Annotated in this window: 24 protein-coding genes and 3 pseudogenes; 7 read left to right on the plus strand and 20 right to left on the minus strand. The window is 64.9% G+C overall.

Annotation, left to right across the window (positions count from 1 at the left end):
- Positions 1–8: 8 nt before the first annotated feature.
- The 8 genes from BAY1663_RS24920 to BAY1663_RS01475 all read right to left on the minus strand — a co-directional run bounded on the left by BAY1663_RS24920 (position 9) and on the right by BAY1663_RS01475 (position 6741).
- On the minus strand, positions 9–677 hold the full coding sequence (locus BAY1663_RS24920) for a hypothetical protein (RefSeq protein WP_256206497.1): 669 nt from the start codon (positions 675–677) through the stop codon (positions 9–11).
- A gap of 24 nt (positions 678–701) precedes the next feature.
- Positions 702–1691: a GlxA family transcriptional regulator gene (locus BAY1663_RS01450; protein ID WP_037037385.1), complete on the minus strand. Its 990-nt coding sequence runs from the start codon at positions 1689–1691 to the stop codon at positions 702–704.
- Between the two features lie 142 nt (positions 1692–1833).
- Entirely contained in the window at positions 1834–2919 is a 1086-nt protein-coding gene (locus tag BAY1663_RS01455; protein ID WP_037037387.1) for a DNA topoisomerase IB, read from the minus strand.
- Positions 2920–2993: 74 nt separating this feature from the next.
- The gene (locus tag BAY1663_RS24380; RefSeq protein ID WP_164838419.1) at positions 2994–3158 is read right to left on the minus strand and encodes a hypothetical protein; all 165 of its coding nucleotides are present in this window, start codon (positions 3156–3158) and stop codon (positions 2994–2996) included.
- 95 nt (positions 3159–3253) lie between these two features.
- Positions 3254–3946: a DUF421 domain-containing protein gene (locus tag BAY1663_RS01460; protein ID WP_037037390.1), complete on the minus strand. Its 693-nt coding sequence runs from the start codon at positions 3944–3946 to the stop codon at positions 3254–3256.
- Between the two features lie 60 nt (positions 3947–4006).
- The gene (locus BAY1663_RS01465) at positions 4007–4285 is read right to left on the minus strand and encodes a hypothetical protein (protein WP_037037393.1); all 279 of its coding nucleotides are present in this window, start codon (positions 4283–4285) and stop codon (positions 4007–4009) included.
- 132 nt (positions 4286–4417) lie between these two features.
- Positions 4418–4684 (minus strand): hypothetical protein, encoded by a 267-nt coding sequence (locus tag BAY1663_RS01470; protein ID WP_037037396.1) that lies wholly within the window; start codon positions 4682–4684, stop codon positions 4418–4420.
- Between the two features lie 422 nt (positions 4685–5106).
- Positions 5107–6741, minus strand: coding sequence for a methyl-accepting chemotaxis protein (locus tag BAY1663_RS01475; protein ID WP_037037398.1), 1635 nt, complete (start codon positions 6739–6741; stop codon positions 5107–5109).
- Positions 6742–7116: 375 nt separating this feature from the next.
- Between BAY1663_RS01475 and BAY1663_RS01480 the strand changes: the two genes are divergently transcribed.
- Positions 7117–7947, plus strand: coding sequence for an undecaprenyl-diphosphate phosphatase (locus BAY1663_RS01480; RefSeq protein WP_037037401.1), 831 nt, complete (start codon positions 7117–7119; stop codon positions 7945–7947).
- A gap of 113 nt (positions 7948–8060) precedes the next feature.
- Here BAY1663_RS01480 and BAY1663_RS01485 read toward each other — a convergent pair whose 3' ends face one another.
- Positions 8061–8954 carry a LysR family transcriptional regulator gene (locus BAY1663_RS01485; RefSeq protein ID WP_037037404.1) on the minus strand — a complete coding sequence of 298 codons (894 nt, stop codon included), beginning with the start codon at positions 8952–8954 and terminating at the stop codon, positions 8061–8063.
- A gap of 101 nt (positions 8955–9055) precedes the next feature.
- On the opposite strand from BAY1663_RS01485, the gene BAY1663_RS01490 reads away from it, so the two are divergent.
- Positions 9056–9634 carry a GNAT family N-acetyltransferase gene (locus BAY1663_RS01490; protein WP_128576019.1) on the plus strand — a complete coding sequence of 193 codons (579 nt, stop codon included), beginning with the start codon at positions 9056–9058 and terminating at the stop codon, positions 9632–9634.
- Between the two features lie 358 nt (positions 9635–9992).
- On the opposite strand, the gene BAY1663_RS01495 is transcribed toward BAY1663_RS01490, so the two are convergent.
- The 5 genes and pseudogenes from BAY1663_RS01495 to BAY1663_RS01510 form a co-directional block, all read right to left on the minus strand.
- Positions 9993–11582, minus strand: coding sequence for an ABC-F family ATPase (locus tag BAY1663_RS01495; RefSeq protein WP_037037406.1), 1590 nt, complete (start codon positions 11580–11582; stop codon positions 9993–9995).
- Positions 11583–11611: 29 nt separating this feature from the next.
- Positions 11612–11827 (minus strand): annotated as a pseudogene (locus tag BAY1663_RS24925) (site-specific integrase); the annotation flags it as partial.
- Between the two features lie 250 nt (positions 11828–12077).
- A complete protein-coding gene (locus BAY1663_RS01500) occupies positions 12078–12476 on the minus strand; it encodes a cupin domain-containing protein (RefSeq protein ID WP_256206498.1) in 399 nt (132 codons plus the stop codon).
- Positions 12477–12533: 57 nt separating this feature from the next.
- Positions 12534–13013: a carboxymuconolactone decarboxylase family protein gene (locus BAY1663_RS01505; protein ID WP_037037409.1), complete on the minus strand. Its 480-nt coding sequence runs from the start codon at positions 13011–13013 to the stop codon at positions 12534–12536.
- A 69-nt stretch (positions 13014–13082) separates the two neighbouring features.
- A pseudogene (locus BAY1663_RS01510) lies at positions 13083–13837 on the minus strand (SDR family oxidoreductase).
- Here BAY1663_RS01510 and BAY1663_RS24385 point away from each other — a divergent pair.
- Both BAY1663_RS24385 and BAY1663_RS01515 read left to right on the plus strand, forming a co-directional pair.
- Entirely contained in the window at positions 13763–13942 is a 180-nt protein-coding gene (locus BAY1663_RS24385; RefSeq protein WP_164838417.1) for a hypothetical protein, read from the plus strand. The pseudogene BAY1663_RS01510 and the gene BAY1663_RS24385 overlap by 75 nt on opposite strands.
- 98 nt (positions 13943–14040) lie before the next feature.
- Positions 14041–15608 (plus strand): annotated as a pseudogene (locus BAY1663_RS01515) (winged helix-turn-helix domain-containing tetratricopeptide repeat protein).
- A 46-nt stretch (positions 15609–15654) separates the two neighbouring features.
- Here BAY1663_RS01515 and BAY1663_RS01520 read toward each other — a convergent pair.
- The 4 genes from BAY1663_RS01520 to BAY1663_RS01535 all read right to left on the minus strand — a co-directional run bounded on the left by BAY1663_RS01520 (position 15655) and on the right by BAY1663_RS01535 (position 18909).
- Positions 15655–16101 carry a hypothetical protein gene (locus tag BAY1663_RS01520; protein WP_037037412.1) on the minus strand — a complete coding sequence of 149 codons (447 nt, stop codon included), beginning with the start codon at positions 16099–16101 and terminating at the stop codon, positions 15655–15657.
- A 149-nt stretch (positions 16102–16250) separates the two neighbouring features.
- Entirely contained in the window at positions 16251–17225 is a 975-nt protein-coding gene (locus BAY1663_RS01525) for a TAXI family TRAP transporter solute-binding subunit (protein ID WP_037037415.1), read from the minus strand.
- A gap of 63 nt (positions 17226–17288) precedes the next feature.
- Positions 17289–17642 (minus strand): RidA family protein, encoded by a 354-nt coding sequence (locus BAY1663_RS01530; RefSeq protein WP_037037418.1) that lies wholly within the window; start codon positions 17640–17642, stop codon positions 17289–17291.
- Between the two features lie 22 nt (positions 17643–17664).
- Positions 17665–18909, minus strand: a complete 1245-nt coding sequence (locus BAY1663_RS01535) for a D-amino acid dehydrogenase (protein ID WP_037037420.1) — start codon at positions 18907–18909, stop codon at positions 17665–17667.
- 130 nt (positions 18910–19039) lie between these two features.
- Here BAY1663_RS01535 and BAY1663_RS01540 point away from each other — a divergent pair, with 130 nt between their 5' ends.
- Together BAY1663_RS01540 and zapE are read left to right on the plus strand one after the other, a co-directional pair.
- Entirely contained in the window at positions 19040–19936 is an 897-nt protein-coding gene (locus tag BAY1663_RS01540) for a LysR substrate-binding domain-containing protein (protein ID WP_037037423.1), read from the plus strand.
- Between the two features lie 69 nt (positions 19937–20005).
- On the plus strand, positions 20006–21109 hold the full coding sequence (gene zapE, locus BAY1663_RS01545; RefSeq protein ID WP_037037426.1) for a cell division protein ZapE: 1104 nt from the start codon (positions 20006–20008) through the stop codon (positions 21107–21109).
- Positions 21110–21112: 3 nt separating this feature from the next.
- Here zapE and BAY1663_RS01550 read toward each other — a convergent pair whose 3' ends face one another.
- Positions 21113–21412: a peptidylprolyl isomerase gene (locus tag BAY1663_RS01550; protein ID WP_371257573.1), complete on the minus strand. Its 300-nt coding sequence runs from the start codon at positions 21410–21412 to the stop codon at positions 21113–21115.
- A gap of 33 nt (positions 21413–21445) precedes the next feature.
- The gene (locus tag BAY1663_RS01555; protein WP_037037431.1) at positions 21446–22363 is read right to left on the minus strand and encodes a LysR family transcriptional regulator; all 918 of its coding nucleotides are present in this window, start codon (positions 22361–22363) and stop codon (positions 21446–21448) included.
- 141 nt (positions 22364–22504) lie between these two features.
- Between BAY1663_RS01555 and BAY1663_RS01560 the strand changes: the two genes are divergently transcribed.
- A complete protein-coding gene (locus BAY1663_RS01560) occupies positions 22505–23731 on the plus strand; it encodes an acyl-CoA dehydrogenase (RefSeq protein WP_037037434.1) in 1227 nt (408 codons plus the stop codon).
- Positions 23732–23918: the final 187 nt, after the last annotated feature.

Genomic DNA, 23918 nt, shown 5'->3' on the forward strand with positions numbered 1-23918 from the left:
CAGGATCATCAGGCCGTGGCCGACAGCGGTGGTGATGATCGCCGTGCGTACCACCGGCCGGCGCAACAGCTCCCGGGCGCGAACCGTGGCCGCTGCCGATTGCATGGGCGCGTGGGGGCTGGCGGGTAGCGAGGCCGCCACCAGCAGGCCCATCGCGGCCAACCCCGCCATGAGCAGGTAGGCGCCCGCGAAAGGCACGGGCAATGCCTCGCGTGCCAGGCGCCGAGGCTCGGTGCCAGCAACGCCGCGCAGACCCCGCCGCCGATCACGCAAGCGGTGGCGCGGCCTTTCTCGGCATCACCTACCGTCTCGAGCGCGGCGAAGCGGTAGAACATCGCCGATGCCTGGTAGGCGCCCAGCGGCAGCGCCCCCAGGCATAGCAGCAGAAAGTCGCCGAGCCAGACGCCTGCGCTGCTGAGCAGGCCGCCCAGCACTCCCGCCAGCGCGCCGAGGACGAAACCCTGGCGGCGGCCGCGCAGTTGCATCCGCCGCGACAGCGGCTGGATGGCGAGCAGATTGCCCAGCACCAGCAAGGCGACCGGCAGCGTCGCGAGGCCATTGACCGGCGCCAACTGCAGGCCGATCAGCGCGGTCAGGGTGATACCGGTCATCGAACAGGTCCAGAACAGCGCCTGGGCAATGAACAGGCGCAGGATGACAGGATTGCCGATCAGCATGGTCGTCTCCTTTCTCGTAGCGGTTCAGGCGAAGCGCGCCGCATATTCCTGCGGGCTGATCGACAGGTGTTTCTGGAAGGTGCGCCGCATGTTCTCCGGGTGACCGTAGCCGGCCATCCGGGCAACCGTGGCGATGCACGCCTGGCCGTCCGACAGCAGACTTCTCGCGGCTTGCAGGCGTACCTGCTCGACGTAGCGACCCGGGCCGATGCCCAGCTCGGCCTTGAACAGGCGGCACAGGCTGCGCGGTGACATATGCGCCTGGCGCGCGAGCGCCTCGATGCCGAGATCGCCGTCCAGGTGCGCGGGGATCCATTCCAGCAAGGCGCCGAGCCGGGAAACCTCGCTGCTCGCCGGAGGAAGCAGGGCGCTGAACTGTGCCTGGCCACCGGGGCGCCGCAGGAACATGACCAGCCGGCGCGCCACGGCCAACGCCGTGACACGGCCCAGGTCGGCTTCCACCAGGGCCAGGGCGAGATCGATACCGGCGGTCACGCCGGCCGAGGTGAACAGGTGCGCGGCCTCGTCGTCCTTCGGGTCGTAGGTGTGCAGCCGATCGACATCCACCTGGACGGCGGGATAGTCCTGGCGCAAGGCTTCCACGTCGGCCCAGTGGGTAGTTGCCGTGCGCCGGTCGAGCAGGCCGGCGGCGGCCAGTATCAGTGCGCCGGAACAGACCGAGCCCAAGCGGCGCACCTTCGGCTCCGCCGCCTGCAGCCAGGCGAGCAGGGCGGCGTTGCGGCACTGCGCCTCGACGCCGGCACCGCCTGGCACCAGCAGGGTGTCCAGAGTCGCCGGCGGAACATCCTGCCAGCACGCATCCACGCACAGACGGATGCCGCACGAGGTCGCCACCGGGACGGGGTGCTGGCCAAGCAGCAGCAGTCGATAGCACTCGGGCAGGCCCTGGCGCGTACGTTCCACGTTGGCAGAGGCGAACACCTGCATGGGTCCGGTTACATCGAGGCTCATCACCTCGGGAAATGCCAGCGTGGCAATGGTTCGAAGGCTCATGGCACATCTCGCTGAATGGGTAGAGCGAGTGTGGCGAGAGGAACTGATGGCGACAATGACAAACATCCCATGAATCTTGCCAATGGGCTGGGAGCGACTGCCGTTTCGTCGCGGCCAGGTTGCGGCGCCGAATGGAGTAGCCTTAGCGCGCAGCCTCCCGAAGGAACGTCAGCAATGCGACCTCTTCGCTGCTCAGCCATTTGCGCTTGCGCGCAGCACGCAGGCCGCTCAGCGTGCCTGCGCTGAAGGCTTGCAGGATTGCCGGATGGATGTAGCACTGGCGGCACACGGCGGGCGTGTTGCCCAACTGGCTGGCGACCTGTTTGACGGTTTCGACCAGGTTCTGTCGTGCCCTGGCCTCTGGTGAGGTCTCCAGCTTGCGCAGGCGCTCCAGCGCCAGCGCGCTGCCGGCCCAGGTGCGGTAATCCTTGGCAGTGAAGTCGCGGCCGGTCATTTCCTGCAGATAGAGGTTCACGTCGTTGGAGCTGACGGCGCGGCGCTGGCCGGCTTCGTCCAGATACTGGAACAACTGCTGCCCCGGCAGCTCCATGCAACGGCGCATGAGTGCGGCCAGGCGTCGGTCGCGCAGGGTGACCTTGTGCTCCACGCCGCTCTTGCCGCGAAACTGGAAGCGTATCGACGTGCCCCGGATATCCACATGGCGGGTGCACAGCGTGGTCAATCCGTAGGAACGGTTGCTGCGGGCGTAGCGTGGATTGCCGATGCGGATCAGCGTCGACTCCAGCAACGTCACCACCAGGGCCATGACCTTCTCGCGTGGCAGGCCGCCGAGCGCCAGGTGTTTTTCCAGGCGGCTGCGCAGGTTCGGTAGCGCCTGGCCGAATTCGAGCATGCGTTCGTATTTGTTGCTGTCGCGAATCTCGCGCCAGCGCGGATGGTAGCGATACTGCTTGCGCCCGCGGGCATCGCGTCCGGTGGCCTGCAGATGGCCTTGCGGGTGCGGGCAGATCCATACGTCCTGGTAGGCCGGCGGGATCGCCAGCTTGGCGATCCGTTGGATTTCGCCGGCATCGCGGATACGTTCGCCCTGTGGGCCGAAATAGACGAACTTGCCACGCAGGCGCCGACGGCTTATGCCGGGCTGGCTATCGTCGACGTAATGCAGGTCCGGCGGCAGCTCGGGGCAGAGCGGGGTGCCGGTGTCGCCGGCTTCATCGCGGGGAACCGGGCGCTTGCCCTCGGCAAGGGGCCGGCGTGGAGCATTCACGGCGTCGCGGCGCCCGCGCGGTGTCGCCGAGGACGCGGCCCCGCCAGGTGGCCTGGCGAGGCGGTCTCACGCATTCAGTTGTCCTTCTCGGCGCTGTTGCGCATCAACAGGCGGATCGCTGCGACCAGCTCGTCGACGGCTTCGCGGTAAAGTGCGGGCTTGGCTTCGGTTTCCGCCTGGTCGGCGTGTTTGCGGGCAGTATCGAGGTGGTCGTTAATCGATGAGTAGTCACCGAGCATGGCGTGCTCCTGATGTCGTTCGCGAAATGAAAAGCTGCTTCGAGCGAGTGCCCGAGTAGCCGCCTCTTTAACTGACCGAGCGCGCGTGCGGCGGTTCACCGGGTACGCTGAGTTGCAAGGGCCTTCGACCAGGAGGGATTGTTGCATCGCGGGCAGTGCAGTTGCTGATGCGTTTCGAGAGCCTGGGGAAAGCCGCAACGGCTGCAGGCATACATACCGCTCGCCGGTATCTGCTGAAACACCGGGCGATATTCCGCCGGCAGCACGGGTAGGCCTGGGCGAACCGCGTCGGGGGCGTGAAAGAACAGGCTGACGTTCCCGTCGTTTTCCAGGATGCCCAGGCGTACCTGGCCGAGATGTTCGACCCCCTGCTGGCGCAGCTCCATGAAAAACTCGTCGGCGGATATGTTCAGGCCGTCGAGGCTGCGCAGCTCATAGATGCCGTCGCGGATGATGGTGACCGGCTTGCCCTCCAGCCAGGCGCCAAACCGCCCGCTGCGGTTCATGAAGTAGACCGTCAGCCGGTAAAGCGCCAGCAGCGTCGCGAAAACGGCCGCGACCGGCAGCAGCGGCACGTCCTCGTAGAAGGACACATCGCCGGCGGCCGAGCCGAGCGTGAGGATGATCACCAGTTCGAACACCGATAGCTGACGAATGCCACGACGGCCGCTGACCTTGAGGAAGATGAAAACCGCGACGAAGGCGAACAGCGCCCGCAGTGCCACCTCGGCGATGAACATCAGCGGAAAGTCGTGCAGCAGCATGCGCTGCAAGTCGAATGGAGTCATCCCGGCCTCATCCTTCCAGGTAAACCAGGCGGGCTCGCAGGGCGAGCGGTGGATCGCCGGTCATTCAGGCGCTACGGTGAACTCCAGTTCGATGCCGTCGCCGCTGCCATCGCCGACCACCGAACCCACGACGGGCTTGTGGGTGACTTCGCGGCCTCGGTAGAACTCGCACAGGTGCCGCTGTGCCACTGCGCATATGCGGGTGAGCAGGCCGGTGAACTGGGCGTCGCGCGGGACGATGAAGCGGAGTTTCACGCAGTGGGCGTCTGGCCCGTTCGGCAGGTTCGCCAGGCCGCTGCTTTGCCATTGATCGTTGACATAGGCTTCGGCGCCTTTCATGGGATTCTCCTGTTTCGCGTGTTGTAGATCAGACCGTCAAACAGGCGAATGGATCAGTCGGGCGGGCGGCCGTCCCATAAAAGAAAAGGCCCGGAGCAACGCGTGCTGCGGGCCTTCTTGTCTATGCCTGGATTACTCGGGCATGTGCCACGGTGAGAGGTGGGCGCCGTCGCGGCTCATTTGCTCGCGGGTCTGCTCCAGGGTCTCGCCGAGCTTGATGGGGTCGGTGAAGACGCTGCTGGACATCTTGCAGCGGCCCAGCAGGCGTTCGGAGCGATCCACGACGGTGATGCTGACGTCACCGTTCCCTTCAGGCAGCGTCCAGGCGACGCACTGAAAAGGCTTGAACGCACGGTCGGTGATCAAAAGGGCTTCGTTGATACGCAGCGGGGTGTGCATGGGGCATATCTCTCTGTGTGATACCCAAAATACGAATTTTCGCCTGCCGCCAGGTGTTGGCAGCGACCTTACATGCAGTTGATGTAACCAGAGGACTTGGGAGTCACATCGGAAGTTCGAAAAATCAGTATTTTTTTTGCAATTAGCCAAAGGTATAACGCCTTCGGTTTTTCGTCAGCGGCCGTGGCGTACAGCTAAGTTGTTGTTTCGAGTGATTTATTTCGATTCGGCAGGGCGAAATGGAGTGCGCTCGGCGGACAAAAGAGCGCGACAACTTGCCACGCTGGAGAGGTGAAAATAATTTTTCGCCGACTGTGACGAAGCGTTGCGCGGGTATATCGCTGCACGGCAGGAGTGCAGATGTCGGTGGGGGGGCTCGGAAGCACTCGGCCCGCCCCGTTGGGGGGCGGACCGTTGGCGGGTCAGACCCTGAATTGACTCAGCAGGCGGTTCAATTGCTCCGCCAGTTCGCCCAGGCGCTTGCCGGCTTCGCTGGACTGCTCGGCCGCGCAGGTGCTGTCCTGGGCGAGCCCGGCAGCCTGGGTCACGTTCTGGTTGATTTCTTCTACGACATGGGATTGCTGCAGCGTTGCGCTGGCAATCGAGGCGTTCAGTCCGGACAGGTTGCGCAGGGCCTGGGCAATTTCGCCGAGGCTGGCGCCCGCCTGGCTCGCCTGCTCCACGGTGAGCTGGGATGCGCGATTGCTCTCCAGGATGACATTCACGGCGGCGCCGGAATTCTTCTGCAGCCGTTCGATCATTGCGTGGATTTCGGCGGTGGACTGCTGGGTGCGCTGGGCCAGCAGGCGGACCTCATCGGCCACTACTGCGAAACCGCGGCCCTGTTCGCCAGCCCGTGCCGCTTCGATTGCGGCATTGAGCGCGAGGAGATTGGTCTGCTCGGCAATCGAGCCGATCACTTCCAGTACGGTGCCGATCTTGGTGGTTTCGTCAGCCAGTGACTGGATCACTTCGACCGCCTGGCCGATCGTCACCGAGAGCTGGTCGATCTGCTGCAGGCTGGTTTCGATGTTGCGCTGACCCTGGTCGGCCTGGCCTTCGGCCGCGCCCACTTCGCTCGAGGCATGCTCGGCGTTCTTGGCGACTTCCTGTACCGCATAGGTCACTTCGTTGATGGCGGTGGCGACCTGTTCCATCTGCAGCATTTGTTGCTGGCTCTGTTCGTGCGCCTGGCCGGACAGCTGGCTGAGCGAGCGCGAGGACTGATCCAGGGCTCCGGCGGTTTCGAACAGCTGGCCGACCACGGTCCGCAGTTTCTGGGTGAAGGTATTGAAATCACGGCCGAGCGTGGTCAGCTCATCGTTGCCGGACACATCCAGGCTGCGGGTGAGATCGGCCTCGCCGCTGGCGATGTTGGCCATCGCGGACATCGTGTGGCGCAGCGGCTGGGTGATGCTGCGAATCAGGATGGCGACCAGCACGGCCATGATGGCGGCGATGAACAGGCCGATCAGGGAGAAGCGGATCAGGTAGTTCATGAACTCCTGTTCCACGTCGTCGACATAGATGCCGGAACCGATGATCCAACCCCAGGGCTTGAACAGCTGGACGTAGGAGATCTTCGGTACCGGATCGGCCTCGCCCGGCTTGGCCCACATGTAGGCGACCGGGCCGGCCCCGTCGCGCTTGGCGATGGCGACCATTTCGTTGAACAGCTCCTTGCCCTCCGGGTCCTTGACGCGGGACATGTCCTGCCCATCCAACTTGGGCTGGATCGGGTGCATGATCATGGTCGGGCCGAGATCGTTGATCCAGAAATAATCCTCGCCGTCATAGCGCAGCAGACGCACCTGTTCGATCGCGGCCCGCTGGGCCTCGGCGGTGCCCATGGCCCCGCTGGCTTCAAGCTGCCGATAGTGCTCGAGGATGCCCGCCGCAGTCTCCACGACATGCTGGGTCATCTTCTGTTTGCCTTGATAGAGGTCGGTACGGACCTGCTGGATCATCAGCAGCCCGAGGACGAACAACATGGCGATGGCGACCACCGGGATCAGCCACAGACGCTTGCTGATGGGGAAATTGCGCAGCAGATTCATTGCTATAGCTCCTGGTGGGGGTCTTTCTTGTCGTTCTTTTCTGGCGTGGCACCGGCGTGGAACCTGCCTCCCCCTGAGGCCTGTATCTGTTCGCATCCGCGAGAAGTGCCATCGCTTGTTTTTTAGGACTGTTGGCTTGCGCGCTGGCGCCGGTGTGCCGGGACGAGGTGCGCACCGTGAGGCTCAAACGAGCATTGGTGAAAACCAACAGTTCCTGTGTAGCTTTTCGGCAGGCTGTGACTAAAAATGAGCGCCCGTTTCGCTCGCGGTGGAATTTACTGCCCCGCAACGAGTCAGAACAGCGGCCAGATGGTTATCTGGCCTATACCTTGGTTGTATTCATGCGCGATGGGCTGCATCGCTGATGGGGAGTAGATGGATCTTTGGATTGCCGTACAGGCACTGATTCTGGGTGTGGTCGAAGGCCTGACGGAGTTTCTCCCGGTATCGAGTACCGGTCACCAGATCATCGTTGCGGACCTGATCGGGTTCGGTGGCGAAAGGGCACTGGCGTTCAACATCATCATCCAGCTCGGCGCGATTCTCGCGGTGATCTGGGAATATCGGCGCAAGATCATCGATGTGGTGGTCGGTCTGCCCAGGCAGCGCCAGGCACAAAAGTTCACCGCCAACCTGCTGGTGGCGTTCATGCCCGCCGTGGTGCTGGGTGTCGCCTTCGCCGACACGATTCATGAATACCTGTTCAATCCGATCACCGTGGCCACCGCGCTGGTGATCGGCGGGGTCGTCATGCTCTGGGCCGAGAAGCGCGACCATACCATTCGCGCCGAAACCGTCGACGACATGAACTGGACGCTGGCGTTGAAGGTCGGGTTCGCCCAGTGCCTGGCGCTGGTGCCGGGTACCTCGCGCTCGGGCTCGACCATCATCGGCGGCCTGCTGTTCGGCCTGTCGCGCAAGGCGGCGACCGAGTTCTCGTTCTTCCTGGCGATGCCCACCATGGTCGGCGCGGCGGTCTATTCCGGCTACAAGTATCGCGACCTGTTCCAGCCGGGCGATTTCGCCGTCTTCGCCATCGGCTTCGTCACCTCCTTCGTCTTCGCCATGCTGGCGGTGCGGGCGCTGCTCAAGTTCATCGGCAACCACAGCTACGCAGCGTTCGCCTGGTACCGGATCGCCTTCGGGCTGCTGATTCTAGGCACCTGGCAGCTGGGAATGATCGACTGGAGCACGGCGGTCGGTTGATGCCGGCGTGTCGAGCCACTCGGCCTCACGCCAAGACCTCGAGTCAGCCCCGCTCACTGACAGCAAACGGCCCGCTGCCCGACCGATTCGGGCAGCGGAGCCGTATATGACCCTCAGTTAGCCGCGCTGGAAAGATGCTTGAAGCTTCGCAGGATATGGGCGAGCCCGGCATGAAGGCGTTTGTCGCGCCTGATCACGCTGGCCAGCTGGCGCTGGAGCCTCGGCTGCAGCGCGTGAACCTGGATGTCGCCGGAGGTACGCATGTTGCGAACGGCAAGTCCGGGAAGAATCGCGCAGCCCAGACCAGCACCGACCAGTTCCTTGATCGCCTCCACGCTCCCCAGCGACATGATCGGCTGGAGCTGAACGCCGCCGTGCGAGAACCAGGCATCGGCGATCTTGCGCGTGTTTCCGCCCGGCTCGAACAGCAGGACCGGCCTGGTCGCCAGCGTCGCGGGGGTGACGCGATCCGGCAATGCCACATCGACCGGTGCGATCAGCATGAATTCGTCATCCATGACGGGGGTAATCTCGAGGCTGCGGCCCGATACCGGCAGCGTGACGAGCCCGACATCCAGGACGTTCTCCTCGATCGCCTTGACGATATCGGCGGTGTTGCCGGTCGTCACCGTGATTTCCAGCTTCGGGAACGTCTGGCGTAGCTCCTTGAGCAGGGGCGGGAGCAGGAATATGCATGCCGTGGCACCGGTGCCGATACGGACCCGTCCGGCGCCTTCCGCGGAGCGGCGGCCGACGGATTCGGTCGCGGCGGTGACGGCGGCGCCGATATGGACGGCATGCTCGAGCAATTCTTCGCCCGCCGGCGTCGCCTTCGCCACCCGCCCCACGCGCTCGATCAGCCGCGCGCCAAGACTCCGTTCCAATTGCCGGACCTGCAGGCTCACGGCGGGCTGGGAGAGCCGAAGGCGGTCCGCTGCTGCCGAGAAGCTGCCGTGCTCGACGACCGTGACGAAGGTTTTCAGGTAATTCAGGTTCAGGTCTTTCATGCCTAAGAAATTCTTATGCATTGCATAGGAAGTCAAACCTTCTTTTATGTGGGCAATTGAAGCAGCATCGCAGCTTCCACGATGACAGCGAAGGAATACAAATGACCGACAGGGGAATTTCTGCCGCGGACAACGGCATCCGGATCCGCGATGCGGTCCACGGCGATATGGCGGTCATACAGCGCATTTATGCGCATTACGTGCTGAACGGAACCGCTACCTTCGAAGAGGTTCCGCCATCGCCCGAGGAGATGGCGGGGCGCCGCGAGGCCGTTTTGCAGGCCGGCCTTGCGTACCTGGTGGCGGAAGTGGACGGCAGGGTAGCGGGCTATGCCTATGCTACGGCCTATCGCCCGCGCCCGGCCTACCGCTACACCGTCGAGGATTCCATCTATGTCGAGGTGGACATGGGCGGCAGAGGCATAGGAAGCGCACTCCTGCGCGAGCTGATCGCACGCTGCGAAAAAGGACCGTGGCGGCAGATGATCGCGGTGATCGGCGACAGCGCGAATGCCGGTTCCATCGCGCTGCATCGCAAGCAGGGTTTCCACGAGGCTGGAACGCTGGCCACCGTGGGTTTCAAACTGGGGCAGTGGGTGGATACGGTGCTGATGCAGCGCGCGCTGAACACCGGTGCCGCTACGCTGCCCAGCGCCGCCGAGCCTGAAACGAAAAGGTGATTTCTCGCCGAACCGTCGTTTGCCTCGGCCTCTCCCAACTGGTGTCCTGGGGCGTGTCGTACTACCTCATCATTCGATCAGCGTGTCTACGGCGAACTGGTCGGCGAGCTGATTGCACCAAGCTTCGTATTCTCGGCAATGGCGCCCGTGGTCTTTGCCTGGGTGATCGAGCGTTTCGGCGTTGCATCGGCCTTGCTGATGTCCATGGGCTGTGCCGCCATGCTCATGGGCGCGGGGGCATGGCTACTCTTGGTTCATCGAAATCGCCGGCGTGTGGCTGCCAGCGATCGGGGCGACCGGTAAAGGTGCTACGCCGCCAGCTGGCGCCGTGCGGATGCCGTCCGCACGGCGCAGCGACTCAGACAAGCACGCCCTGGCTGCGCAGATAGTCGTCGTAGCTGCCGCTGAAGTCGGTGATGCCGTTTTCCGACAGCTCGATGATGCGGGTGGCCAGCGAGCTGACGAACTCGCGGTCGTGGCTGACGAAGATCAGCGTGCCCGGGTAGTTCTCCAGTGCCAGGTTGAGCGCCTCGATGGATTCCATGTCCAGGTGGCTGGTCGGTTCGTCCATGACCAGTACGTTGGGCTTCTTCAGGATCAGCTTGCCGAACAGCATGCGGCCCTGTTCGCCACCGGAGATCACCTTCACCGATTTCTTGATCTCGTCGTTGGAGAACAGCATGCGGCCGAGGGTGCCACGCACCAGCTGTTCGCCGCCCTGGGTCCACTGGCTCATCCAGTCGAACAGCGTCACGTCGTCTTCGAAGTCCTCGGCGTGGTCCTGTGCGAAATAGCCGACGTCGGCGCTTTCGGTCCATTTCACCTCGCCGGACATCGGCGGCATCTCGCCGACCAGGGTGCGTAGCAGGGTAGTCTTGCCGATCCCGTTGGGGCCGATGATGGCGACACGCTCGCCGGCCTCGACCTGCAGGTTCAGGTTCTTGAACAACTCGCTGCCGTCGTAGCCCTGGCTGACGCGTTCCAACGTGACCGCCTGGCGGTGCAGCTTCTTGTACTGCTCGAAGCGGATGAACGGGCTGACGCGGCTGGACGGCTTGACTTCCTCGAGCTGGATCTTGTCGATCAGCTTTGCGCGCGAAGTAGCCTGCTTGGCCTTCGAGGCGTTGGCCGAGAAGCGGCTGACGAAGGTCTGCAGCTCGGCAATCTGCGCTTTCTTCTTGGCGTTGTCCGACAGCAGGCGCTCGCGTGCCTGGGTGGCGGCGGTCATGTATTCGTCGTAGTTGCCCGGGAACAGCCGCAGCTCGCCGTAATCCAGGTCGGCCATGTGCGTGCAGACGCTGTTGAGGAAGTGACGGTCGTGGGAAATGATGATCATGGTGCTGTTGCGCGCGGTGAGCACCGACTCCAGCCAGCGGATGGTATTGATGTCCAGGTGGTTGGTCGGCTCGTCGAGCAGCAGTACTTCCGGATCGGAGAACAGCGCTTGGGCCAGCAGCACGCGTAGCTTCCAGCCGGGGGCGACGGCACTCATCGGGCCGAAATGCTGCTCGAGCGGAATGCCCAGGCCGAGCAGCAGCTCGCCGGCGCGCGATTCGGCGGTGTAGCCGTCGTACTCGGCGAACTGCACTTCCAGTTCGGCGACGGCCATGCCGTCTTCCTCGCTCATTTCCGGCAGGGAATAGATGCGGTCGCGCTCGGCCTTCACCTTCCACAGCTCGACATGGCCCATGATCACCGTGTCGATCACGCTGAACTCTTCATAGGCGAATTGATCCTGGCGCAGCTTGCCCAGGCGCACGTTGGGTTCGAGCATCACCTGGCCGGCGGAAGGCTCCAGCTCGCCGCCGAGGATCTTCATGAAGGTCGACTTGCCGCAGCCATTGGCGCCGATCAGGCCGTAGCGGTTGCCACCGCCGAACTTGACGGAAACGTTTTCGAACAGCGGTTTGGCACCGAACTGCATGGTGATATTAGCGGTGGAAATCAAAGCCAGTAATCTCGCGGGTTTCAGAGGGGTTAGGTTTCGCTTCGGACCAATTTCGGACCAATTTGCAATTTCTGCATCTCGTCCCAATCGCCTTCTCCATCCAGCCAACGGGCGTACCGAGATAGGAGAATTTGTAACGAATGGCCAAGCTGTTTAGCGATGAAAGCAGGGCGCATGCCAGCCATCAGGCACATGGTTGCATAGGTGTGGCGCGCATTGTACGGAGGACGGTAGCGAATACCCAGACCGGAGTTCGCTCTGATCACTTCTCCCCAGTGGCTGGAGAAGAGCCTTGTACAGGAGTCATGGACATGACTATACCCGCAAGCGTACCGACCACAGGCCTCGGATTCGATTCGGGAAGAGTCCTCGGGACTATTCATCCGGGTGGCAGTGCGGGCGAGCCAAGTCGTCTGCGTGTGCTCGGCCCCCGCACTAGCCGGCTACCCGAGCCAGCATCGATAGCGAGAGCCTTGCAGCAAACCCCGCCCACCATCAGGGCAGCGGCGTCAGGATCGGCGCGTCGCTGTTCTTCAGCAGGAAGACCAGGAACCTGGCGGGTTCGGTGAGGCTGGTGTTGCGTCCCACCGTATGGATGTCATCCGGGCCTTCGTAGAAGGTCTGGCCTGGTGTCAGCGTCACGGTTTTGCCGCCACGCACGCCCATCTCGATCGAGCCTTCCAGCACATAGATGAAGCCGTGTGCGTCGTGTTTGTGCACGGGGTCGCCGCCGCCCGGCGGATAGGTCACTTCGATGGCCACGGCTTCCTTGCCCGGGTACTCGGCCAACGCTTTGCTCAGTAGCGGGGATACCTGGACTGGCGGGGGCGCCTGTTCTGCGTTGGCGGTGCAGACAGCCAGCATCAGGATGGCGCAGAGTCTGGACGTGGACACGATTCGTTCCTCCATCATTGGTTCGCGAGTGGCGGGGCACCGAGGTGCCCTCCACGGTCATTCCAGCCCGGACTTGTCCACGCCGAACGCCTTGTCATAGGTGCCAGGCACGACCCGGAAGCCTACGTTGACGCGGTTCCAGGCGTTGATCGACATCACCTGGAAGGTCAGGTCGGACAGTTCCTTCTCGGACAGCTGCGTACGAACGCGTTCATAGACGTCGTCAGGCACGCCTTCGGCGGGAATCCGGGTCAGGATTTCGGTCCAGGCCAGGGCGGCGCGCTCGCGTGGGCTGAACAGGGTCGATTCGCGCCAGGTGGCGACATGGTGCAGCCTGAGCGCCCGCTCGCCATGCATCGTCGCCTCCTTGACGTGCATGTCCACGCAGAATGCGCAGCCGTTGATCTGCGAGGCGCGGATTTCCACGAGATCGCGGATCGACTGCTCGATGACGGAGGTCCTGAGGGCAAAGCTGAACTCGACGAGTTTCTTGAACAGCTCGGGGGATTGCTGCTGGTAATCGATGCGCTGGGTCATGGTGAAACCTCGATGGGTGTGGAGTGGCGGTTGAAGAGGGCGAGCGGGCGCACGGCCTGCCCGCCCGGCTCATCCCCTTGCGGAGGAACGGCTGAGCCAGTTCTGGAAACGGGTCGGGCCGATGCGCGGGCTGGCACCGGCAACCAGCGAGCGATCGTCCAACGCGTTGCCGAAGTAGTGCGCGTGAACGTCGGCGATCACCCGGCGCTTGTCCGCCCGTGCGGCGAGAAACTTGCGCGCCAGTTCGTCGAGCGGGAAACGGTCCGGGCCGGCCACCTCGACGGTGCCATTCAGCGGCGCGCCGACTGCCAGATCGGCCAGCACGGCCGCGACGTCGTCCGCCGCGACGGGTTGCATGAGGGCCGGTGAGAGGCGAATCGTGTCGCCATCGGCGCCCGACTCGACGATGCTTGCGATGAATTCGAAAAATTGTGTCGAGCGCAGCAAGGTGTAGGGCTGCTTCGAGGCCTTGATCAGGTTTTCCTGGGCGACCTTCGCGCGGAAATAGCCGCTTTGCGGAAGACGATCGGCGCCGACGACGGAGAGCGCGACGTGGTGCTCCACACCGGCCTCGGCTTCGGTGGCGAGAAGGTTCCGGCAGGACGTTTCGAAGAACTCCAGCACGGCGCGATCTTCGAACGACGGCGAGTTCGCCACGTCGACGACCACCTGGGCACCCTCCAGGCTTGCGCCAGGCCCTGTCCGGTAACGGCGTTCACACCCGTGCCGGGGGAGGCCGCGACGGTCTCGTGACCATCGAGACGCAGCCTGTTTACAATGTTCGACCCGATAAGGCCGCTGCCGCCAATTACGACTATTTTCATGTTCTGTTCCTCGCTGCTGTCGATCATCTCGTTGCGGCGATCGATGGGTTCAGCATGCGGGCCGCGTGGTGGCAATGCTTTGCCGCGGCCTTGGGTTTCCATTGAATTTGGCTTGAATATCCCTCTAGAAAACCCAGGGCCGGCGTCCCCGCCGGCGAGCGCGCCTGGTGCCCGATGCGCGAATGCGGAGCAAGGAGCCCGGAATGCAATTGCTGTTTGAGGACTGCGTGCTCGACCTGGACCGGCGGGAGCTCTGGCGAGCATCCCGAAGTGTTGCAATTGCACCCCAGGTCTTCGATCTGCTGGTCTACCTGGCGCAGAACCGCGAGCGTGTCGTCAGCCGGGATGAGCTGATCGAAGCGGTATGGGCGGGCCGGATCGTCTCGGAATCGACCTTGGCCAGTCATATCAATGCGGTGCGCAAGGCGCTCGGCGACAGCGGCCAGCAGCAATGCGTGATACGCACGATCGCTCGCAAGGGGTTCCGGTTCGTCGCCGAGCTCAAGACGGCAGGGGCCATGCAGGGCGTCGATTCGCCGTCTGTGCCCGCAGGCCAGGCAGATGCGCCGTTATTGCCGGCCAGGCCATCCATTGCCGTCTTGCCGTTCGTGAACCTGACTGGCGACCAGGAGCAGGACTACCTGGTCGACGGCGTGGTCGAGGACATCATCGCGGCGTTGTCGCGCTATCGCTGGTTGTTCGTCGTGGCGCGCAACTCCAGCTTCACCTACAAGGGCCGGGTGGTCGATGCACAACAGGTCGGCCGGGAACTGGGGGTGCGCTACATGCTGGAGGGCAGCTGGCGCAGGGCGGGCAACCGCGTACGCATCACCGGCCAGCTGATCGATGCAACGACCGGCGCGCACCATTGGGCGGATCGCTTCGAGGGCGTCCTCGATGACATTTTCGAGCTTCAGGACCGGATCACCGAGAGCGTGGTCGGTGCGATCGCGCCCCAGCTCGAACGTGCCGAGATCGAGCGGGCGCGGCACAAACCGACCGCAAGCCTCGACGCCTACGATTACTACCTGCGCGCAATGGCCAAGGTGCACCACGCTCCCGGGAGACCATCGACCAGGCGCTGCAGCTCTTCCACAGGGCCATGGAGATCGACCCGGACTTTTCCTCGGCCCATGCGATGGCGGCCTGGTGCCATTGCTGGCGCAAGGTCAATGGCTGGATGACGGATCGCCCACGGGAAATGGCCGAGGGCACCCGGCTGGCTCTACGGGCCGTGGAGCTGGACAAGGAGGATGCGGTCGCGCTCACCAGAAGCGGGCATGCGCTCGGCCATCTTGCCGGTGACCTAGAGGGCGGCATCGCCTTGCTGGACAAGGCGCTCGTGCTCAACCCCAACCTCGCGGCGGCATGGTTCCTCGGTGCATTTCTCAGGCTCTGGCACGGCGAAACCGATGCCGCCATCGAACACTTCACGCACGCCATGCGCTTGAGCCCACTGGATCCGGAGCTGTACCGGATGCAGGCCGGTATGGCGGTCGCGAATCTGTTCCAGGGGCACTTCGATATTGCGACGGCGTGGGCACGGAACGCGGCCCGGGAGCTGCCGGGATTCCTTCTGGCCGCAGCCGTCCTCGCGGCGAGCCAAGCGCTTGCCGGGCAGGAGGCCGCTGCACGCCAGGCGATGGCGCATCTGCGTCGGCTCGATCCGGGGCTGCGCCTGTCCAATCTCAAGGACTGGCTGCCGATTCATCGGGCGGAGAATCTCGCCACCTTGGCGCTGGGGCTGCGCAGGGCGGGGCTACCCGAATAAAGACGGACGGTGGCCCGAAGGCCAGGGCAGCAGCGAGCAGGCGGTTTCAGCCGGTGGCCAGGGACATGGCAGTGAGCATCTGCTCATCGCTGAGCCCCTGTTCTTGCATCTGCTTGATCAGGCTGGCATTGGCCGATGCCCATGCGCCGTTGAGCATCGCCAGCTCCGCCTGCAGCGCCTCGACCTTGAGTTGCCTGGCCTCCGGATCGAGGTCCCGGTCGGCCAACAGGGCCTTGAGCTCGGCTTCCTTCGCGGCGATCTGCGCTTTCAGTTCCCGGATCATCTTCAGCAGTTGCTTGGTGCTGTCGGGCAGTCCGCTTTCGTCGATGTCCCGGTTCTTTTCCCCGCTCTTGGCGGACAGGCTCCTGCCCAGTTCGGAAAGACTGACGCGCAACCCCTGGCGTAACTCCTGCGGAGTTCGCTCGGCTGCGCTGGCTTGTCGCTGAACACTCCTGACCAGGTTGTTCAGCGGGCCGCTGGTTTCGATACGCATCGCGCGGTTCCCTGCACTGTCATTGCCTCCAAGATCGACCGCAATGCGCTGAACTTGAGCGCGGCTTCGGCTTTCTCGGCAGGCATGCAGTAGCGGCACCTGCGATAGCGGAGGCCATCGAGTCGCTCGATGGCCATGGTGGTACCGGACTAGAGCCAGCCCTTCTCCTTGTAGTAGCGCTCGGCGCCTTCGTGCAACGGTGCGGTCAGGCCGACGCGGATCATGTCCTCGGCCTGCAGGTCGGCGAAGGCCGGGTGCAGGCGCTTGAAGCGCTCGAGGTTGTCGAATACCGACTTGACCAGCTGGTACACCACCTCCGGGTCGGTTTTCGCGGTGGTGGCCAGCACCGCCTTGCCGCCGATGGAGGGCACCGGCGCGTCCACGCCCGGGTAGAGCCCGGCGGGGATCTCGGCGGCGGTGTAGTAGTCGGCACCCTTGAGGAACGCGTCGATCTGCGGGCCGCTGACCGGGATCAGCGTAGCTTGCACGTTGGTCAGCGCCTCCTGGATGGCGCCGCTGGGGTGGCCGACCACATAGGTGATGGCGTCGAGGTTGTTGTCGCCCAGCGCGGAGGCCATCTCCGCCGGCTTCAGTTCGCCGGCCAGGGCGAAGTCGGCATTGGTCCAGCCCTTGGCCTTCATGACTTCGTCGAAGGTGTCGCGGCTGCCGGAGCCGGGCACGCCGATGTTCACCCGCTTGCCCTTGAGGTCGTCGAAGGTTGCGATGCCGCTGTCGTGCCGGGCGACGACGGTGAGAATCTCGGTCTGCAGCGAGAACACCGCGCGCAGCTCTCCGATCGGCCCGCCCTTGTCGAACGGGGCCAGCCCGTTCAGCGCCTTGTGCTGGTGGTCGGACTGGATGAAACCGAACTCGAACTCGCCGTTCTGCAGCGAGACGATATTGGTCACGCTGCCGGCGGTGGAAGGCGCGTTGCACTTGATCGCCGGCTGCGTCTCGGCTCGATTGAGGAAGCGGCACACCGACTGCCCGGCGGTGTAGTAGACGCCGGTCTGGCCGCCGGTGCCGATGGTCACGAAGCGCTCCTGGGCCATGCCGGTGGTGGCGCCCAGGGCGCCGGCGAGGAGGGTGCAGCCAAGCAGGCCGACACGTGTTTTCTTGTTCATTGTTGTTCCTCTTGCGTGTGGTTGGGTGAAACGGGGGTGCATCCGGGGCGCAGCAACCGGCGATCAGCTGGCAGCTGCGATCACCATGATTTCCACGCGCACGTCCGCCGAGGCGAGCCGCGCCTCGACGGTGGCCCGCGCGGGGGCGCAGCCTACGGGCAGCCAGGCGCTCCAGATGGCGTTCATCGCGGCGAAGTCGGCCTCGATGTCCTTCAGCCAGATCTGCGCGCTGAGCAGCCGGGTGCGATCGGAGCCGCTTGCGGCGAGCAACGCATCGATTTTGTCCAGCACCTGGCGGGTCTGCCCGCTGGCGTCCTGGGTACGGTCGTCGGGTACCTGGCCGGAAAGGAATACCAGATTGGCGAACGTTACCGCAGCGGACATGCGTTCGTTCGGGGCGATGCGTTGCAAGGACATGGTTCTTCTCCTCGTCGGGGGGTCAGGAAGCAAGCACCAGGCCATCCAGCGCCACGGCTGGATGCTGGCCATCGATCAGGTCGCAGAGCAGGTCGGCGCTGCCGCAGGCCAGGGTGAAACCGAGGCTGCCGTGGCCGACGTTGAGCCAGAGATTGTCCATGCCGCAGGCGCCCAGCAGTGGCGTGCCCTCGGGCGTTGCAGGGCGCAGTCCGGCCCATTGCGTGGCTTGGCGATAATCGCCCGCAGCGGGAAAGGTCTCGCTGGCCAGACGCTGCAGCATGGCGATGCGCCGGCGGTCGAGGCTGGCATCCCAGCCACCGATGTCGACCATGGCGGCGACCCGCAGCCGATCGCCGAGGCGCGCGTAGACCACCTTGTTGTCGTAGTCGGTCACGTTGGTTTCGGGGATGCCGGCATGGCTGTGCAGCGGCAGGGTCAGGCTGTAGCCCTTGAGCGGGTAGATCGGCAGCTCGATGCCCAGCGGTCGCAGCAGCGCCACGCTGGCGGCTCCGGCGGCGATCACCAGATGATCCAGCGGCAACTCCTGCTCGCCGAGGGTCAACGAACGAATCCTGCCGTCTTCGCGGCGCAGCCGCCTGGCCGCCTGGCCGCAATGCAGGCGAAAGTTCGCCGATCGTTCGAGGCGCTGCAGCAGCCGCTTGCAGAACAGATGGCAGTCGGCGACTTCGTCGCCGGGGGAGTAGATGCCACCTTGCAGCCTGTCGATCAGCGGCAGCAGGGCGGGCTCGACCAGGCCGCAGCCGCGGGCATCGAGCAGCTGCTGGTCGGCGCTGGCATCGATCCCGGCCGCGGCCTTGTCCAGGTGCGCCCGGTCGCGGTAGATCACCAGCTTGCCGTTGGCGCGCCAGGCGAAGTCATCCAGCCCGTCCTGCTCGCGCCAGTCCCGCAGCACCTGCTGGCTGTGCAGCGCCAGGCGCAGCAGGTGCGCGGCGTTGCGGCGGTTGGTCGAGCGGCGACAGGCGAGCAGGAAACGCAGGCACCAGCGCCACTGGCGCAGGCTCATCGTCGGCCGGAAACGCAGCGGCGCCTCGTCGCCGCGCAGCATCCAGGCCAGGGCCTGCAGCGGCACGCCGGTATCGGCCAGCGGCGAGACGTAGCGATAGCTCAGTTGGCCGCCATTGGCGAAGCTGGTTTCCAGCGCCACCTGGTCGCGCTGCTCGATCAGGTCCACCCGATGGCCCTGGCGGACCAGCGCATAGGCCGTGGTGAGGCCGATCACGCCGGCACCGATTACCGCAACTCGCATCGCTTCGCTCCCTGAAAGGTGATGCCGGAAGCCTAGGGCGAATGCGGCCGGGGCGGCCAATGAAAGGATGGAGGCAAGCCATAACCCGGGGTTATGCTCTGGCGGGTCGAAACCCCAACAGACCCTAGCCATGCGTCTTCGCCATATCGAACTGTTCCAGGCCATTCTGCAGACCGGCAGCCTGACGGCGGCCGCGCAGTTGCTGCACATCTCGCAGCCGGCGGCGAGCAAGATCCTCAAGCATGCCGAGCAGCAACTGGGCTTCGCCCTGTTCAGCCGGGTTCGCGGCAAGCTGCAGCCCACTGCCGAGGCGCGCATCCTGCAACAGGAAACCGAGCGCCTGGCGGCCGACCTGCAGAACCTGCGACGCCTGGCGGACAACCTCGGGCGTGGCGAGGAGCGTGCGTTGCGCCTGATCTGCACGCCGGCGCTGGCCCAGGCGCTGCTGCCGGAAGCGCTGCGGCGCTGGCGCGGCCGCTTCGCCAACACGCCCTGCCAGATGGCCACCCAGCACACCGCCGAGATCGTCGAGGCGCTGCTGCTGCGCGAAGCGGACCTGGGGCTGACGCTGCAGGCCGTCGAGCATCCGGGCCTGAGCAGCCAGCTGCTGGCGCAAGGGCAGATGACGGTGATCGCGCCGGCTGGTTGGTGGCCGGCCGACAGGCTGCCGCAACCGCTGCGGCTGCCGGAACTGGCCGGTGCGCCGCTGATCGGCCTGGATACCCGCGATGCGCTGGGCGGCCTGCTGCGCGGGCATCTGGAGGAGCTCAATCCACCGCCGCGCATCGATACCTGGGTGCAGACCTACCAGCTGGCGTGTTCCCTGGTCGCCGCCGGGCAGGGGCTGGCACTGGTCGATCCGCTTACGGCGGCGGCGGGCGGGAGCACGGTCGAGCAGCGCCCGCTGGAACCATCGATACCGGTGCGGCTGTATGCGCTGACACGTGCCCAGGAGGCGCCGTCGACCGCGCAGCTGGCGTTGCTGGAACAGGTGCGCGAGCAGGCCGGGCAACTGATGGGCGATTGATGCTCCTGCTGCCGCTTCCGGCGAGGCTGCGTTACCATCGCGGGCCGTTTCTTCAACCAGCCGGTCGCCATGGAACATCCATCCCCCTTCGCCCTGTACGAGCAAGCCGTCGACCGTGAGGGCTTCGTCAGCGATGCCGCCCAGCTGCGCGCGGTGGAGCTGCTGCAGCATTGCCACGACGCGCTGCGGCAGGAGGCGGTACCGGCCGGCATCTACCTGTGGGGGCCGGTGGGACGCGGCAAGACCTGGCTGATGGATATGTTCCATGCGAGCGTGCCGGTTCCCGCGCGCCGACAACACTTCCATCACTTCATGCGCTGGGTGCACATGCGCCTGTTCCAGCTCAGCGGCACCGCCGACCCGTTGCAGGCGCTGGCCCGGGAGCTTGGCGAGGAGATCCGCGTGCTGTGCTTCGACGAGCTGTTCGTCGGCGATATCGGCGATGCGATCATCCTCGGCCGCCTGTTCCGGGTGATGTTCGAGCAGGGCGTGGTGATCGTCGCCACCTCCAACCAGCCGCCGGAGCAGCTGTATGCCGATGGCTTCAATCGCGAGCGCTTCCTGCCGGCCATCGAGGCCATCGAGCAGCACATGCAGGTGGTCAACGTGGACGGCGGCGCGGATCATCGCCTGCGCCCCGGTGCCGTGCTGCAGCGCTACTGGGTGCGTGCCCCCGGCAGCCCCAGCGTTCTGCCGGAGCTGTTCGAGGCATTGGCCGAAGGCGCCGCCAGCGACGAACCGGCAACGCTCGGCCGACGTCCCTTGCCGGTGCTGCGCCGCAGCGAGTCGGTGCTCTGGTGTCGCTTCGCCGACCTGTGCGAGCAACCCTTCAGCGCGCTGGATTTCATCGAGTTGTGCGACCGCTTCCGAGCGATCCTGATCGACGACGTGCCGAAACTGGGCAGCGCGCAAAAGGACGGCCGCATCGCCCGTGGCACCGAGGATGCCGCCGCGCGGGTGGCGGCGGGGGACCGCGAGCTGCCCCGGCTCGCCGCCCGCGACGACGGTGTGCGGCGCTTCATCGCGCTGGTGGACGAGTGCTACGACCGCCGTGTTCCGCTGTACATCGAGGCGCAGGTGGCGCTGGACGAGCTCTACACCGAGGGCTATCTGTCGTTTCCGTTCCGCCGTACCCTGAGCCGCCTGCGCGAGATGCAGTTGCAGCGCTTCTGAGCGTCAGTCGCGGTAGAACACCTGCACCAGGTGGTAGCCGAACTGGCTCTTCACCGGGCCGTGGATCTCCCGCAGCGGCTTCTTGAAGATCACCTGGTCGATGCTGCGCACCATCTGCCCCGGGCGAACCTCGCCGAGATCGCCGCCTTTCTTGCCGGATGGGCAGGTGGAGTACTTGCGCGCCAGCACGTCGAACGCCTCGCCGTTGGCCAGGCGTTTCTTCAGCTGCGCGGCTTCGGCTTCGGTCTTGACCAGGATGTGGCGGGCCATGGCTTTGGGCATCGGGTACTCCTCGGGGAACAGAGGCGGCGATTGTAGGGTAATGGCGGCTGAGTTCTAGTCGGTCTTGTCCTGCTGCGCGGTGACCTGCTGGGCGATCTCGATCATCTGTTCGCGCATCCAGCGGTTCGCCGGGTCCTGGTCGGTGCTTTCGTGCCAGTAGATGTGGGTTTCCAGCGGCGCGACGTCCACCGGCAGGTCGACCTGGTGCAGGTTGTGGCGGCGGGCGAAGCGTTCGGGAACGGTGACCACCATGTCAGTCTGCTCGATCACCTGGGTCGCCATCAGGTAGTGCTGCGAGCGCAGGGCGATCTTGCGCTGCAGGCCCATCTTGCCCAAGGCGAGGTCCACCAGGCCGAGGCCGCTGCGGCGGCTGGAAATATGAATGTGCGACAGCCCCAGGTACTGCTCCAGGCTCAGCTTGTCCTTGGCCAGCGGATGGCCACGGCGCATGGCGCAGATGTAGCGGTCTTCCAGCAGCTTGGCGTGGCGCACCTGCGGGTCGGTGTTGAGCGGGACGTCCATGGCGAAGTCCAGGCGGCCGGCGGCCAGTTCCTTGGTGGTCTCGCGGCGCTTGGCCAGCATGCTCTCGATCTTCACGTTCGGCGCCAGGCGGCGCAGGCGCTGGAACAGCGGCGGCAGCATCACCGCCTCGGTGAGGTCGGTCATGCTGATACGAAACACCTTGTTCGCCTGCGCCGGATTGAACGTCCGGCTTTCCTGCACGGACACGCGCAGCAGCTGCAGGGCGTTGCGCACCGGGCCGATGATGTTCTGCGCCATGGGCGTCGGCACCATGCCCTGCGCGGTGCGCACGAACAGCGGGTCGTTGAAGGTCTCGCGCAGGCGGGCCAGGGCATTGGACACGGCGGGTTGGGTGATGCCGACGATCTGCCCGGCGCGGGTCAGGTTGGCTTCGGTATAGATGGCATCGAAGACGATGAACAGATTCAGGTCGACCTTGTTCAGGTTCATTGTTGTGCTCTCCGGCATGTAACGGATGCGCCGATCATATATCGGTTATGAATGTTTATACACGAGGAAAATAGCTTAGATAAATCGAAAGCCGTCCTCTAGCATCCTTGCTTACATACACACCCGCAGAAGGTCGTCGCCATGAATTTCGCCTACTCCCCCAAGGTTCAAGAGCTGAGAGCGCGCGTGCAGGCGTTCATGGACGCTCATGTCTATCCGGCCGAAAAGGTCTTCTACCAGCAGGTCGCCGAAGGCGATCGCTGGCAGCCGACCGCGATCGTCGAAGAGCTCAAGGCCAGGGCCAAGGCAGAGGGGCTGTGGAACCTGTTCCTGCCGGAATCGGAACTGGGCGCCGGCCTGAGCAATACCGAATATGCGCCGCTGGCGGAGATCATGGGCAGCTCCGGCCTCGGCCCGGAAGCCTTCAACTGCTCCGCGCCGGATACCGGCAACATGGAGGTGCTGGTGCGCTACGGCAGCGAGGCGCAGAAGCGCCAGTGGCTGGAGCCGCTGCTGCGCGGGGAGATCCGTTCCGCCTTCGGCATGACCGAGCCGGCGGTGGCGTCCTCCGACGCCACCAACATGCAGGCGCGCGCCGTGCGCGAAGGGGACGAGTGGGTGATCAACGGTCGCAAGTGGTGGACGTCGGGCGCCTGCGATCCACGCTGCAAGGTGATGATCTTCATGGGCCTGACCAATCCGGATGCGCCGCGCCACCAGCAGCACTCGATGATCCTGGTGCCGATGGACGCGCCGGGGCTGAAGGTGTTGCGCCCGCTGCCGGTGTTCGGCTACGACGACGCGCCGCATGGCCATGCCGAAGTGCTGCTGGAAAACGTCCGCGTCCCCTACGAGAACGTCATCCTCGGCGAAGGCCGCGGCTTCGAGATCGCCCAGGGGCGTCTCGGCCCGGGCCGTATCCACCACTGCATGCGTTCCATCGGCGTCGCCGAGCGGGCGCTGAAGCTGCTGTGCGAACGCGCCGTCAGCCGTACCGCGTTCGGCAAGCCGCTGGCGCGGCTGGGCGGCAACCTCGACCATATCGCCCAGTCGCGCATCGAGATCAACATGGCGCGCCTGCTGACGCTCAATGCCGCCTACATGATGGACACCGTGGGCAACAAGATCGCCGCCAGCGAAATCGCGCAGATCAAGGTGGTGGCGCCGAACGTCGCGCTCAAGGTGATCGACCGCGCCATCCAGATCCATGGCGGCGCCGGGGTGTCCGAGGACTTCCCGCTGGCGCACTGGTACGCCATGCAGCGGACCCTGCGCCTGGCCGATGGTCCGGATGAGGTACACCTGGCTTCCATCGGCAAGCACGAGCTGGGCAAGTACGTGCCGCGGGACATGCTGCGCGGGCATTGATGAGCCAGAAGCTTGAAGCTTGAAGCTTGAAGCCAAAAAGCATCGCCCCGAGGTCGGGCCTCCCACAGAAGCAGCCGGTGCACACCGAACCGGTGGGAGGCGCGCCCCCGCGGCGACTGCAGGCCGCAGGACTGCCCGAGGCTCAAAAGCATCGCCCCGAGGTCGGGGCTCCCACAGAAGCAGCCGG

The sequence above is a fragment of the Pseudomonas sp. BAY1663 genome (assembly GCF_000582595.1).
Classification (GTDB): Bacteria; Pseudomonadota; Gammaproteobacteria; order Pseudomonadales; family Pseudomonadaceae; genus Stutzerimonas; species Stutzerimonas stutzeri_AF.

Bases quoted from the DNA above. Each gene is read 5' to 3' on its own strand.
- BAY1663_RS01470 (WP_037037396.1), bottom strand. From the start codon at position 4,684: ATGCACACCCCGCTGCGTATCAACGAAGCCCTTTTGATCACCGACCGT.
- BAY1663_RS01530 (WP_037037418.1), bottom strand. From the start codon at position 17,642: ATGTCCTTGCAACGCATCGCCCCGAACGAACGCATGTCCGCTGCGGTA.
- zapE (WP_037037426.1), top strand. From the start codon at position 20,006: ATGGAACATCCATCCCCCTTCGCCCTGTACGAGCAAGCCGTCGACCGT.
- BAY1663_RS24380 (WP_164838419.1), bottom strand. From the start codon at position 3,158: ATGCTCGGTGACTACTCATCGATTAACGACCACCTCGATACTGCCCGC.
- BAY1663_RS01555 (WP_037037431.1), bottom strand. From the start codon at position 22,363: ATGAACCTGAACAAGGTCGACCTGAATCTGTTCATCGTCTTCGATGCC.
- BAY1663_RS01480 (WP_037037401.1), top strand. From the start codon at position 7,117: ATGGATCTTTGGATTGCCGTACAGGCACTGATTCTGGGTGTGGTCGAA.
- BAY1663_RS24920 (WP_256206497.1), bottom strand. From the start codon at position 677: ATGCTGATCGGCAATCCTGTCATCCTGCGCCTGTTCATTGCCCAGGCG.
- BAY1663_RS01460 (WP_037037390.1), bottom strand. From the start codon at position 3,946: ATGACTCCATTCGACTTGCAGCGCATGCTGCTGCACGACTTTCCGCTG.
- BAY1663_RS01540 (WP_037037423.1), top strand. From the start codon at position 19,040: ATGCGTCTTCGCCATATCGAACTGTTCCAGGCCATTCTGCAGACCGGC.
- BAY1663_RS01520 (WP_037037412.1), bottom strand. From the start codon at position 16,101: ATGCGTATCGAAACCAGCGGCCCGCTGAACAACCTGGTCAGGAGTGTT.
- BAY1663_RS01505 (WP_037037409.1), bottom strand. From the start codon at position 13,013: ATGACCCAGCGCATCGATTACCAGCAGCAATCCCCCGAGCTGTTCAAG.
- BAY1663_RS01560 (WP_037037434.1), top strand. From the start codon at position 22,505: ATGAATTTCGCCTACTCCCCCAAGGTTCAAGAGCTGAGAGCGCGCGTG.
- BAY1663_RS01475 (WP_037037398.1), bottom strand. From the start codon at position 6,741: ATGAATCTGCTGCGCAATTTCCCCATCAGCAAGCGTCTGTGGCTGATC.
- BAY1663_RS01525 (WP_037037415.1), bottom strand. From the start codon at position 17,225: ATGAACAAGAAAACACGTGTCGGCCTGCTTGGCTGCACCCTCCTCGCC.
- BAY1663_RS01490 (WP_128576019.1), top strand. From the start codon at position 9,056: ATGACCGACAGGGGAATTTCTGCCGCGGACAACGGCATCCGGATCCGC.
- BAY1663_RS01535 (WP_037037420.1), bottom strand. From the start codon at position 18,909: ATGCGAGTTGCGGTAATCGGTGCCGGCGTGATCGGCCTCACCACGGCC.
- BAY1663_RS01450 (WP_037037385.1), bottom strand. From the start codon at position 1,691: ATGAGCCTTCGAACCATTGCCACGCTGGCATTTCCCGAGGTGATGAGC.
- BAY1663_RS01485 (WP_037037404.1), bottom strand. From the start codon at position 8,954: ATGAAAGACCTGAACCTGAATTACCTGAAAACCTTCGTCACGGTCGTC.
- BAY1663_RS01465 (WP_037037393.1), bottom strand. From the start codon at position 4,285: ATGAAAGGCGCCGAAGCCTATGTCAACGATCAATGGCAAAGCAGCGGC.